The organism is Bacteroides sp. MSB163 (assembly GCF_036416795.1).
GTDB classification, from domain to species: domain Bacteria; phylum Bacteroidota; class Bacteroidia; order Bacteroidales; family Bacteroidaceae; genus Bacteroides; species Bacteroides maternus.
The window spans coordinates 1,839,134-1,852,309 of record NZ_CP143867.1; the positions used below are offsets into that span (position 1 = coordinate 1,839,134).

Genomic DNA, 13,176 nt, shown 5'->3' on the forward strand with positions numbered 1-13,176 from the left:
ATTCAAAACTATCCTTCTTTTGCATTCTTTTTAGGCTTAATTATTAACAGGATGGCTTATCTTTGTGACTGAACACTAAGTGTTATTAGTGACCGGAACGTAATTTATAAAAAACACTGTATATGAAAAGCCATAAAAGTCGCCTGTTGTCAGCCTTATTCGTATGTATTTCGTGTGTCACTTTGTTGCATGCCGCAGGCAACCCCGTTTCCATCGGCAAGCTGAAAGTGGAATATGCCGAAACTCCTCTGGGAATAGATGTGGAGAAACCCCGCTTCAGTTGGCAGATGGAAGTGGCAGACCATGAAAGGGGATACTTCCAGACGAACTATCAGGTTTTGGTTGCCACTGAGAGAGGGCAACTGGTGTGGGATAGCGGAAAGATAAAGAGTGACCTTTCATTGAACATTGAATACGGCGGTGAGCCTTTGCAACCCGCCACCCGCTATGCCTGGCGGGTGAACGTCTGGAACCAGAGAGGCGAACAATCCTCGGCAAGCTCCTGGTTTGAAACCGGACTGATGAGCAACGACTCCGCTTATCAGGGATGGAGCGGCGCCAAGTGGATTGGTGGGGGAGATGAGGACATGGTGCTGTATTCGCATTATCTTCCGGTGTTTAAGTTGAACTTTTCCCTCCAACTGGATGAGGCATCCGCAACTACCCGTGCAGCTCTTATCTACGGTGCCAATGACGAACGCCTGATGGATAAGAACAAGAACCTGTATCATCTGGAAAACCAACCGGATGAATCTTATATCAAGATAGAACTGGACATCGCTCCGCTGACTGAGGGAAGGGAAGCCCTACTGAACATTTACAGGGTGGGCTATCATCCGGACGACAAACGGGATACTCCTTTCAAGAGTTTCCCTGTCCCGCAACACTTGATTAATAAAAGCAATCAATATGCCCGGCATGCGATAAGCCTTACATCCGACCTGGGATTTACGAAATTCTATATCCATCGTGCAAAAGGAGAGACTAACCATGCAGAGGCAGGGAGCAATCCGGCAAAGGCGGAGGCTGATAGTGCAAAGTCTGAAATCGGCTCCGTAAATCTGAATCCTCTGGGGCAAGGTGGCGACTTCATCGCCTTCCCGGTAGTGGGAGACCTCGGCTTTGCCGTGTCCGCCGGACAAGCAGCTTCCTTCTCAAAAGTGGAAATTGCCAACCTCAGAAGCCCCGCGCATGTGATAGCAACGGTGAAGGACAGGGACTATCGGGTAGTGGGTGATGCTTCCGGTGCTTTTGAAACGTTCACCCCGAAAGGAAACTCCACTCCGATGCTTCGTACTGTCTTTACCTCTTCCGGTGAGGAAGTTGCCAAAGCGCGTCTGTACGTCACCGCACGCGGCATTTATGAAATCTATCTGAATGGCAAGCGGGTGGGAGACGATTACTTCAACCCCGGAATCACCCAGTACAATAAAACTCATTTATATCAGACGTTCGATGTGACGGAATATCTGCATTCCGGCAAGAATGCCCTTGGTGCTTTACTGGCGGAGGGCTGGTGGAGTGGTGGTTCCACCTTTATGGGCGGCTACTGGAATTTCTTCGGAGACCGCCAGTCACTATTGGCAAAGCTGGTCATCACGTATGCCGATGGACAGGAAAAGGTGATAGTCACCGAGCCCTCCACTTGGCAATACTTCAATAACGGGCCTGTGGCCTATGGCAGTTTCTTCCAAGGCGAAGTGTACGATGCCCTGAAAGAAACCAACGTGGAAGGCTGGAGCACCGTCGGTTATCGTGCATCGGGCTGGAAACCGGCTAAGGAGATTGCTCTGGAAAGCAATATCTGCCGGGAAGGATATCCCGGCGTGAATGATTGCTCCGGCTTTGCACTCCTCGGACAGTTCGGACAGACGGTGAAAGAAATTGATGAACTGACAGCTATCTCGGTTGAAGAAGTCCGCCCCGGCGTATTTGTGTACGATATGGGACAAAACATGGTGGGTGTGCCTAAGATTAGTCTTTTGGGCGTGAAGCCGGGAACAAGGATTAACCTTCGCTTTGCCGAAGTGAAATACCCTGATTTGCCCGAATATGCGGGAAACACCGGCATGATTATGCTTGAGAATATCCGTGCGGCCATGGCACAGGACATTTATATAGCCCGGGGCGGACAGGAAACCATCCACCCCCGCTTCACTTACCACGGTTATCGCTTCCTGGAGATAACGGGCATTGACCGGCCTTTGCCGCTGGAATCCGTGAAAGGTGTGGTGCTCAGCTCCATCCATCACCTGGCTTCCCATTACGAAACCTCCAATGCGAAAGTGAACAAACTCTGGGAGAACATCACCTGGTCTTCCTATGGCAACTTCGTCTCCATCCCCACCGACTGTCCGCAACGCAATGAGCGTCTGGGATGGATGGGGGATATTTCGGTATTCTCCCGCACGGCAACCTATCTGGCGGATGTGCCGCAATTCCTGAGGAGGTATCTGCGCTCGGCACGCGACTCGCAGCATGCCGACGGGCGTTTCCCGAACATTGCCCCTCTCGGTATCGGCTTTGGCGGCCTGTTGTGGGGAAGTGCGGGGATAACGGTGCCCTGGGAGTGTTATCAGCAATACGGCGACAAGGCTTTGCTGGCGGAGCACTACGACGCCATGAAGCGCTATATCTTCTATATTCTCGAAAACACAATTGAGACGGAAACGAATCTGATTGTGCAAAACAGAGCATGGGGAGACCTGTGCGACTGGTTGGGCCTGGAAGACGAAAAGAATGATAAGTCGCTCGTATGGGAAGCCTATTTCATCTATAACTTGGAGTTGATGAGCAAGATGGCGGCTGCGCTGGGAAATACGGTGGATGCCGAGTGGTTCAAAGAGCTGCATGCGGCGCGGAAGGACTTCTTCAACAAGACTTATATAGAGCCTGAAACAGGGAAAACCGTCTTCTCAGCCTTCATCCCCGAAAAGAAAGGGACATTTGTAGATATACAGACTTCCTACGTGCTGCCGTTGGCCTTTGATATTATCGACCGGGAAAAGAAGAGTAAGGTAGTGACGAATCTGGCAAAGACAGTTGTCCGCGAGAATACTACCGACAGTGGCAGGCAATGCCCTGCCTATTCCTTAATGACGGGCTTCATCGGTACGGCATGGATTAGCAAGGCGTTGTCCGATAACGGATACACCGATTTGGCCTATAAGCTGTTGCAACAGACCAGCTATCCCTCATGGCTCTACTCCGTAGACCAGGGAGCCACGACCATTTGGGAGCGTCTGAACTCCTATACCCATACGGATGGCTTCGGGGGAAACAATCGCATGAACTCTTTCAACCATTATTCCTTCGGTGCGGTGGGAGCCTGGATGTACGGCCATTCTCTGGGCATACAGCGGGATGAAAACACTCCTGCCTTCAAGCATTTCCTGCTTAAACCGGAGATAGACCCGACGGGGCGGATGACGTTTGCAAAAGGCTATTATGACTCTATGTACGGGCGCATCGAAAGTAGCTGGAAGGTGGAGAACGGGGTGATTCATTATGACTTTACCATTCCCGGCAATACGACGGCTCTACTTTATCTGCCTGCCACGGCGGCGAAGTACATCAGGGAGAACAGGAAGTTTGTCGGTAAAATGCGCAGAGGTATAGAATATATGGGTGAGGAGAATGGAAAGATATTGCTGAAACTGCAATCCGGAAAGTATTCGTTCGAAGTGCGGGAGAAGAGATTGGCTAAGAAGTAATGTTCCTGTAGCGGAAGTATCAGCTTGTTTTTGCTGATATATTGCCAATGTTCTGCCATCGTAGTGGCAAGACCTTGCCAAAATATTTACTCCGGAGCCCTATGAAATACAGTGAAAACATTTCCGGCAGTTTGTCACCTGTGGGAAATGCACTTGTTTGTTCAGGAGATTTCTTTTCCGTGCATTTAATGGGTTGTAATAGTTGGGCAATGTCATTGCCACAGTCATAAAAATGAGTATTAACTTCTTCATATCCGTATTGCTTTGAGGTATTAAAAAAGACTTAACCGGAGGAAGGGATGTGGTTTCCTTCTTCCGGTTACAAAGTTACGGCATCTGACGTTAGCACGCTGTATACAGATTACTGATTATTATACCCATTTTAGGGTAAAACTCCTTATGCCATCTTTTATGGTAAGATTGATTATATCTTCTCTATCCGTATGGCGGCTCCTCCGCCCCGTGCAAGAGGGAGATTCAGCACTGTGCCGGCATTTACTTCCTGCTCACTGATGACTACCGGATAAGGATTGTTTTCGTAGTCCGCATCCTTGCTGTCGCGGTAGAGCGTAGCCTTGTAGGACGCATCGGCATCAAGGAAATCCAAGGGTAACTTTATTTCCCGTGATTCCCGATTGGTGATACAACCCACGAACCAGTTTTCGCTGTTGCGGTCTTTGCGGGCAATGACTACATATTCGCCTATCTTTGCGTCGGGCACCACCGTCTTTGCCCAGGTGGTGGGACAGGAGGTGATGAATGAGAACTCCGGTCTTCCTTCATAATTCTCTATCATATCCGATGCCATTTGCAACGGGCTGAACAGAACTACGCTTAGAGCCAGTTGTTTGGCAATCGTGGTCTGTACCCGTGTGCCCGGATAGACAGGGTTGGTGAAGTTGAACGTTCCCGGTGTGAAGTCCATCGGTCCGGCAAGTCCGCGGGTGAAGGGGATGATGCAGGTATGTTCGGGTTGGTTGCCGCCATCGGCGGACCAGGCATCATATTCCTGTCCGCGTACTCCTTCCTGGGTCATCAGGTTGGGGTAGGTGCGTTGCAGGCCGCTGGGCATGGCGGGCTCGTGGTTATCGACCATGATGCCGTAGCGGGCGGCCGTCTCAATGACCTTGCGGTAATGGCGTATACCGTACTGGCTGTGTTGCAACTCTTTATGGTCGAGCATGGAGTTGACGTATCCCGTCTTTACGGCATTGATACCGAGTGAGCGGTAGAGGGTATAGGCACTGTCCAACTGTTGTTCGTAGTTGGTGGCGGCACCGCCTGTTTCGTTGTGAGCGATGAGGCGGAGGCCTTTCTGACGGGCGTAGTCGGCCAGCTTTTTCAGGTCGTAGTCGGGATAGGCACGGGTGAAACTGAATTTGTCGCCATCACGTGTCCAGTCACCGTCCCAGCCGTAGTTCCAGCCTTCTACCAGTACTCCGCTGAAACCATGACGGGCGGCGAAGTCGATGTAGCGCATGGTGTTGGCAGTGGTGGCACCGTGTTTGGGGCCTTGTGCCCAGGTATATTTCTCCATGTGCATACCCCACCAGATGCCGATGTAGCGTCCCGGTTCTATCCAGGAGGTATCTTCTATCCGGCACGGCTCATTCAGGTTCAGCATCAGGCGGGAGAGGATCAGGTCACCGGGTTTACGCGCGACGATAATCGTGCGCCAGGGGGTGACGAAAGGGGCGGTGGCGAATACCTTTTCACCGGTACTCCACGGCGTGAGGGCTGTGCGAATGGTTACAGCAGGCTTCCCTTCTCCCTTCGGCGTCAGATTCAGGCTGGCATAGTCCGTCAGATTCGCCTCATGCAGCGTCATGTAAAGACTGTCGTTCACTTCCAGGGTGATGGGAGTGGAGACGGTATCTTTCCGGCTGATGGGAGCGGCGGTGTAAACACCCTCGTAATACTTGGAGCCGTTTGTCGGAATACTCCATGTACGGGCATCCCAGGGCAATGCGTATTCCGTCTCCTCGTCCATGATGACAAACTCTTTCAGGTTTTCCTGTTCGGGGAAGAAATAACGGAAACCCAGTCCGTCATCGAAGAGGCGGAAGACAACGGAAAGGTTGCGCCGGAGTCCGCTGCGTTCTTCCAGATTCAGTGTCAGTTCGTTGTAGTGGTTGCGTACTTCAATCTCTTCACCCCAGGGCTGCATCCAGGTTTCATCGGAGGACGTCCGTTTCACATCCTTCACACGAAAGTCTCCGTTCAGGGGGCCGTCTTTCAGAGTGAATCCCAGGTTTGAGGGATGGATAAGTGCTTCGGTGCCCCGCGCCAGCGAGTAGTAAGCCTTTCCGTTCTTCACCCCGGTAGTCAGGCTGAGTTGTCCGTCGGGCGACTGTAACGTTTCTGTCCGTTCTCCGTTGGTGCAGGCTGCCAGCAATGCGAGGGACAGGCATACGCCGAGTAATCTTTTTATGCTATATTTATTCATACCTATTCTTTTTTTAGTTATTAGTTGACAAGGTTTCAGTTGACAAGGAAGATAGTGTTATTATTCTAATTCGTCCATCAGTTCTCCGGCCTTGTCCGGTTGCAGGGAGATGAAGTAGTAGAAAGCCTGCGTCAGATATTTGGAAGCCTTATCCTTATCGTTGGTGTATTTCAGCTTCAGTGTGTACCAGCGGTATATTTCCTGTAACGCTTTCTCCTGATAAGAGATACCGGTGAATTGCTGCAAGGCGGTCAGATAACGGTTGCCGTATTCCAGGGTGGGCTCTATGGTGGTGCCTTCGCCGAAGTCATTCCAGGTGCTTATCTGGAGATACTTCAACCCTGCTTTTCGGGCGGCATCCAGCTGGCGGTTGAAGAGGGCGCCGTTTTCTGCATCGTAGGTGGTGTAGCCATCGCCCCAGCCGCCTTCCCGGTAATAGTCGTGAAAGCCGGGCATGGCTCCGCCGATGTAGCAACCGAAGTTTCCGGTATCGGAGTAGTTGGGAGCGGGATTTACCCAAAGGAACTCACCGATGGCATTTTGTTCCAGGCTGTTGTTCGCTTTGCCGGAAAATCCGTTCAGTACCACGAAGGCGGGCTTTGCTTCGAGGGCACTGAAGATGGTTGTCCACTCTTTGGGAGTGCTCACTTGCTGCGGGCCGAAGATCATCAGGAGCGGTTGGTTGTTTACCCGGATATAATTACTCTTCTTGAAGAATTGGCTTTCCAGGTACTTCAGGTCGGCTTGGGCTTGCGTCACTTTGCCGGCATCACTCAGGTCGCTCAGGGTTGCATCTTCATAAACGATGGCAAAGTCGAGGCCGACGCGTTCGACGGCTTTCACCAGCTCTTCCGTATTTCGCTTGTTGGCGGCGTAGTCATGTTTGTCCTGGATGCCGTACCAGTCGATCATTACTCCGTCTATGCCGGAATACTTCATCAGGAGGGCGTGATAATTCAGTACGACTGCATCGCTGGATGCATACGGTCCTATCTGCGGATAGTAGTGGGCGGCAATCTCACGTCGGCCATTGGAATTCTGACGATCGGGGTTACAGGTAGCCATAGTCCAGTGTTGCCCCCACTTATCATTGTTGGTTGCAGGAGTCTCAAACCAGGGCATGTAGTGGGCATATACCTTCATCGGGTTGGTTTTGGTGACGGTTACCGGGTTGAGCGCTCCGGGCAATTCCTTGCCGCCGCCGTTGCCGGAATCATCATTCCCGTTGCTGCAAGCCCCCCCGGTGAGGAGGGCTGCAAGCAGGAAACATATAGATGTAATTCGCTTCATTGTATTCAGAGTTATGAAACTTAATTTACTTATAATCCGGATTCTGTTCCAAATTCGGGTTCTTTGCCAGTTCCTCGGCCGGGATAGGAAATACACCTCTGTATTTGGGTGTTTCCCCTTTATTCCACCAGGGCTTGAAGAAAGTTCCGAAGCGGATATTCGTTGTGCGGCGCAGCCCTTCGAATACAAATTCGTGCTGCCATTCTTTATCCAGGTCGTTCTCTGTCAAAGCGGTCAGTTCGGCTAAACCGGCACGGACGCGGAGCTGATTGACAAAAGGCAGTGCGGTTGCCGTAAAGCCCAGGCGGAAGTTAGCCTCCGCTTTCATCATCAGTACTTCGGCGTAACGCATCAATACCCAGTCGTTGTCACGTTCCCAGATGTCCGTTGAGCTCCATTCATATTTATCCAGACGGGCTCCCTCGTTCTGTTTCGCTTTCTCATAATTCTCTATCTCTTCGGTGTAGTTCAGCGGTTCGCCATCATCCATTAATACGTCGCTGCCGTCTTTGGCACTTTTTTGCTGGCCGATCAGGAGCGAACCCCGGCGCACATCCGTTTCATCGAACGAGGAGTAAAGTCCCGGTTGTGCACAGATGCCGTTACCGCACCAGGGATAAGACTCATCGGCTGTGAATGCCTTCTTCTGGTTGTAGTGGTAAGTCATGGATGCCAGATAATTGCCTACCGTTCCCTGTTTGTGGTCGTAAGGAATGGCGAAGATGATTTCGGACGATGTTTCATTTACTATTTTGAAGCTGTCGAAATAGTTGGCAGTCAACGCATAACCGCTTACCTTCTCGCAGGCATCCAGGCAGTCCTGCCAGCGCGGAGTGCCGGTGTATACTTCCGCATTCAGATAGAGGCGGGCAAGCAAAGTGTTTGCCACATTCTGGGTGAATCGGGCATACTGTACGCCTGAGGGGAGAAGTTCCATAATATCGGTCAGTTCCTTTTCCACGAAGTTGAATACTTCCTGGCGGCTGGATTTCTGAGGTAATCCCGATGCGGTGAAGTCCGTTGTGATGGGTACGGCACCGAACTGGTCGAGCAACTGATAATAATAGTAAGCACGCAAGCCGCGCAATTCAGCTTTCACCTTGTCTTTGGCTGCTTCGGTCAGTTCCGACTGGTCCACTTGATAGATGATGGCATTGATTTTGGAGATTCCGATGAAGGGATAACGCCAGGCACTCAGAATCATCTGGTTCTGTGCATCCCAGGTGTGATATTGCACCTGTTGGTAACGTCCGCCGTCATACCAGTCCGTGCCGCGGGTAGGGATGCAGGCTTCATCAGAGGCACAGGCACTCAGAAAGAATACATATTCGCAAGTGGGGTAACAGTTGGCTCCGTTACCTTCGTCGGTGTCGGCACCATAACCGCGCAGGGTGGCGTAAGCGCCTGCAACGATGGTCTGCACTTCATTGGAAGTCTGTCCATAGTCGTCCATGGAAACTTTATCATATAAGGTCTCGTTCAGGTCGGTACATGCACCGAGCATCAACGATGCGCCGAGTAAAGCTGATATTAGTTTTTTATTCATAATCTTCAAATCTTTCATTATTAATTCTTCATCCTTCGTTCTTCATTCTTCATTTAAAACGATATATTCACCCCCAGTGAGAAAGTCCGTGGCCGCGGGTAGCTGTTGAAACGGTCGATGCCGGGACCTTCCAGAACGTTGTCCGGCAGGCTGACTTCAGGGTCGATGCCACTGTAGCCGGTGATGCAGAAGAGATTCTCGCCTGTCAGGTAGAAGCGTATCTTTTCCAGACCGATTTTCTTGACTCCCGGAAGCGTGTAACCCAGGGTTACGGATTGCAGACGGAAGAAAGAACCGTTCTCTACGAAATAGCTTGAGAATACCGGGTCGCTCTTGATGCCACTTTCCAGGAAGTCATCGGGTACATTCTGTGCAGGCAGACGGGTAGGGTCGAACATGGCCATGCGGGTGGCGTTCAGCACCTTCTGCCCAAACATGCCATAACCGGCAAAGCTGAAGTCGAAGTCCCGATAGGTGAGGTTCATGCCGAAGCCCAGGTTGAACTTGGGTTGCGCGCTGCCCAGGTATTCGTTGATCGGCTTACCGTCTTCATCACGGTTGATGATGTAATTGCCGTCGGAGTCGATGCCACTGCACTTCGGGCCGTAGAAGGCACCGGAGGGATATCCTTCTTTGATAATCTGGGAGTACATGCCCGACATACCGCGCAGCCCGTGCAGTGAACCGGCCTGGAGTCCTACTGCCTGATAGGCTTCGTTTGACAGTTTGGTGATTTCCTGGTCGTTGTAGGCAAAGGTTACGTTAGCGTCCAGAGTCAGGTCTTTCTGTCGAAGGATGTTGGCGCTCAGACTGACTTCAATCCCTTTATTCACCAGATCGCCCACATTTGCCAGCATGGTGCCCACTTGATAAGGCGGTTGCGGAACGGGGTATGTCCAGAGCAAATCGCTGGTCTTCTTGTGGTAGAACTCGATTGTACCATTGATGCGGTTGAATATCCCGAAGTCAAGTCCGATGTTCAGCTGTGCCGTAGATTCCCATTTCAGATTGGGATTTACGTTTTGTGCCTGTACGTATGATTTCTTCCACGTACCGGAGGCAGCGTCATAATAAGAAGCACCGTCTGCACTGAGCACGGCCAGTGATTTGTATTCGCCGATACCCGCCTGGTTACCCATTACACCATATCCGGCACGCAGTTTCAGGTTGTTCAGCCAACTTGTGGTACTTTCCATAAAGGCTTCGTCCGAGATGCGCCATGCCAGGGAGACAGAGGGGAATGTACCCCATTTGTGGTTTGCCCCGAAGCGGGAGGAACCGTCTCTTCGCAGGGTGGCAGTCAGCATATATTTGCCCATGAGGTTGTAGTTGATACGTCCGAAGAAAGAGGCGAGTTTGGCTTCTCCTTTGTAAGAGTACACGTCACCGGCACGGAAGTCGGAGCCGGCAGCCAGGTTGTTGTACAGGAAAGCATCCGTGTCGAAGCCGCTGCGGCTGGAGCCGAAGCCATCGTATACGTTAATCAGATAAGAATAACCGGCCATGAAGTTCATCCGGTGAATCCGGGCCAACTCCAGATCGTAGTTCAGGTAGGTTTCTATCTGTTTGTTGGTATATTTGGCATAGGTGCGTTGTCCCCAGCCTTTTTCACTCTTTCCTTCCATCATGGCGTAGGTGGGTTTGTAGAGGCCGCCTTCGCTAGACTGATATTCGTATGAGCCGTTTGCTACGGCTTTCAGTCCTTTCACCAGGTCGAGTTCCACTTTACCGTAGCCCAGGAAGCGGTGGCGTTTCTGGTCGTCGGCACGGTTGGCGTTGATTTCCACCGGATTTTCGGTGTTGGTACCGCCTATTTGGGCGAAGTCGCCGTTCTGGTCATATACCGGGAAGGTGGGATTCAGGTTGGTCATACGTTCGAAGATGCGGTTGTCGATGGGATGCCAGCTGTCGAAGTTAGCGTTGATGCCTGCCTCGATGCGGAGGCGCCCGTTCCATCCGGTCTGGTAAGCGGCGAGACTACCGGCAAGACGGTTCATGCTGTTGCGGACTATCACGCCCTGATTGTTCTGATAGGTGATGGAGGCACGGTAACCGTTGTCTTTGCGCGAATTGCTGATGGCTACGTTGTGGGAGTGTGAGATGGCTGTGCGTTCCAGTTCTTTCTGCCAGTCGGTGTCGGCTCCGTAGTCGATGGCCTGTCCCACGTTGTTCTCGCGGACGTATGCTCTCCACTGGTCGGCACTGAGCAAGTCCATGTGTTTGGCTACCTGGCCGATGGCTACGTAACCGTTGTACTGTATACTTTTCTGCTCCGTATCGCTGGCAGCACGGTTGGTAGTTACGATGATGACGCCGTTAGCACCCCGCGAACCGTAGATAGCTGCCGCCGAGGCATCTTTCAGTACGTCGATGGATACAATTTCGGAAGGTTGCACGGAGTTGAAGTCCACTCCGGGAATTCCATCCACCACCACCAGGGGGCCGTTGCTGGCTGAAAGTGACGTACCACCGCGCAAACGGATGGAAGCACCTGCTTCGGGAGCGCCGGAACTTTGCACAACGGACAAACCGGCTACTTTGCCTTGCAGCAACTGTTCGGCACTGGTGATGATACCTTGTTTCATGTCTTTGGCGTTGACGGAAGTGATGGCACCGGTCAGGTCCGATTTGCGCATTGTTCCGTATCCCACACCGACAATCACGGTTTCTTCCAGGGCGATGGCGTCTTCCTGCAATACGATGCTGAGGCGGGTGCCTGCGTTTACTTTCTGGCTGATGTAGCCTACGAAGGAGATTTCGAGCGTGCTGTTCGACGGGCAGCTGAGGCTGAAGTCTCCGTCCATTCCGGTGATGGTGCCGCCTTGTGCCCCTACTATCCGTACGGTGGCGCCAATCAGCGGTTCCTGGTTCTTGTCCACTACCTTTCCGGTAGCTGTGATGTTCTGCGCCGTTGCGGTTTCGCAGAGTCCCGTCATCATGAATAGGATGAAAAGGGAACAAAGGGTATATATAGCTTTACGTTTCATATTTTTCGGTAGATTAGAGGATTATTCGATTTCCGATAATGATATCAGTGGAATGTCGGTGTTGACTACCGTGATTCCATTGGCAGTCTCTATCTTCAGGCTGATTTTGCTTAGGTTGGTCAGTCCTTCCAATTCTTTCAACAGATTGACGGAGGCTTCGCGTTTGTCGCGGTTTCCTTCCATGTCGCCCGTGATGGTTCTGCTGCCTGCGGTGATGGTGTATTTCAGCGTACCGGCATTCTTTTCGTTCCATTGGCGTGTCAGTGTCACGATGTCCAGTGCACAGATTTTCTGGGGGAAGTAGGAGAATGCAGGGTCGGGATAAATGGGGGCGTTGCCAGCTTTCTGCAAGCGGTCGCCACTGCCGGGACCCCAGTCTCCGTTGACGATGGGCACGATGATGTAGGTCATGTTCTCCAGTTCATAGTCATCGGGCACTGCCGGGGCTTCTATCGAACCGTCGTCGGCTATGGTGCTGTTGTAGTACTCGAAGGGAGTCATGTCGAACTTGTACAGACCGTTGCCCAGGTCTTTGAAGGCTGTCTTTTCCATAACGTTGGGCAGCCACACTTTGATGCCTTGCATCACCTCCCAGTTGTTCAGACCACTGTGCAGGTTGAGCGATGTAAAGTTCAGATCATGTAATCCGCCTTTCTTTCCGCCTATTTCCAGTTCGTTGGCATTTACCAGAATGGAGAGAGGTTCTTTCAGCAGGAATTTGTCGGGATAGAACAGGATATCTTTGCCCGATTCGGCGAAATCCTTGAATACCTGGCGTGAGTCGGGGGCGGAAAATTCCGTGGTGCAGTCTCCGTCGTTCTTTACCTTGAGCTGCATCCAAAGTCCGGCAAAGCCGTCAAACTTCTCCAGTCCGCAGTTAAAGTATTGGGTCGGGGTCATGGTCTTCTTGTAGATGCCGTTTCCGGTGTATTCCAGTTTGGCAAAGTCGGAAGAGTTGTCACGGTTTCCCGCATCAGGCTCGGTAGGTTCCCATGCCCAAAGGTAGAGGTCCACCCCTTCCTGGAAGCCAATGTCGGTTACATCGAAAAAGAAAGTGACTTCTTCATCAAACTGATAGACGGCAGGCACTGTCCATACTTTGGGGACACCGGGGAACTTGCCTGCAAATGCGATGTTGGGCAGAAGCATCAGAACGATGCCCAGTAATGCTGTGAATATGTTTTTCATGATTCT

6 protein-coding genes are annotated in these 13,176 nt (G+C 51.6%); 1 reads left to right on the top strand and 5 read right to left on the bottom strand.

Going from position 1 to position 13,176, the window contains the following annotated elements:
• The first annotated feature begins 122 nt into the window (after nt 1–122).
• Nucleotides 123–3,713, top strand: coding sequence for an alpha-L-rhamnosidase (locus VYM24_RS06325; protein WP_330941772.1), 3,591 nt, complete (start codon nt 123–125; stop codon nt 3,711–3,713).
• A 424-nt stretch (nt 3,714–4,137) separates the two neighbouring features.
• On the opposite strand, the gene VYM24_RS06330 is transcribed toward VYM24_RS06325, so the two are convergent.
• The 5 genes from VYM24_RS06330 to VYM24_RS06350 are packed head-to-tail and all read right to left on the bottom strand — an operon-like array spanning nt 4,138 to nt 13,170.
• Nucleotides 4,138–6,159: a glycoside hydrolase family 97 protein gene (locus VYM24_RS06330; RefSeq protein WP_330941773.1), complete on the bottom strand. Its 2,022-nt coding sequence runs from the start codon at nt 6,157–6,159 to the stop codon at nt 4,138–4,140.
• Nucleotides 6,160–6,219: 60 nt separating this feature from the next.
• Nucleotides 6,220–7,449, bottom strand: coding sequence for a glycoside hydrolase family 99 protein (locus VYM24_RS06335; protein ID WP_330941774.1), 1,230 nt, complete (start codon nt 7,447–7,449; stop codon nt 6,220–6,222).
• Between the two features lie 25 nt (nt 7,450–7,474).
• Nucleotides 7,475–8,995, bottom strand: a complete 1,521-nt coding sequence (locus VYM24_RS06340; protein ID WP_139261779.1) for a RagB/SusD family nutrient uptake outer membrane protein — start codon at nt 8,993–8,995, stop codon at nt 7,475–7,477.
• A gap of 53 nt (nt 8,996–9,048) precedes the next feature.
• Nucleotides 9,049–11,982 (bottom strand): SusC/RagA family TonB-linked outer membrane protein, encoded by a 2,934-nt coding sequence (locus VYM24_RS06345; protein ID WP_330941775.1) that lies wholly within the window; start codon nt 11,980–11,982, stop codon nt 9,049–9,051.
• Nucleotides 11,983–12,003: 21 nt separating this feature from the next.
• Nucleotides 12,004–13,170, bottom strand: coding sequence for a hypothetical protein (locus VYM24_RS06350; protein ID WP_330941776.1), 1,167 nt, complete (start codon nt 13,168–13,170; stop codon nt 12,004–12,006).
• Nucleotides 13,171–13,176: the final 6 nt, after the last annotated feature.

Bases quoted from the DNA above. Each gene is read 5' to 3' on its own strand.
- VYM24_RS06350 (WP_330941776.1), bottom strand. From the start codon at position 13,170: ATGAAAAACATATTCACAGCATTACTGGGCATCGTTCTGATGCTTCTG.
- VYM24_RS06340 (WP_139261779.1), bottom strand. From the start codon at position 8,995: ATGAATAAAAAACTAATATCAGCTTTACTCGGCGCATCGTTGATGCTC.
- VYM24_RS06345 (WP_330941775.1), bottom strand. From the start codon at position 11,982: ATGAAACGTAAAGCTATATATACCCTTTGTTCCCTTTTCATCCTATTC.
- VYM24_RS06335 (WP_330941774.1), bottom strand. From the start codon at position 7,449: ATGAAGCGAATTACATCTATATGTTTCCTGCTTGCAGCCCTCCTCACC.
- VYM24_RS06330 (WP_330941773.1), bottom strand. From the start codon at position 6,159: ATGAATAAATATAGCATAAAAAGATTACTCGGCGTATGCCTGTCCCTC.
- VYM24_RS06325 (WP_330941772.1), top strand. From the start codon at position 123: ATGAAAAGCCATAAAAGTCGCCTGTTGTCAGCCTTATTCGTATGTATT.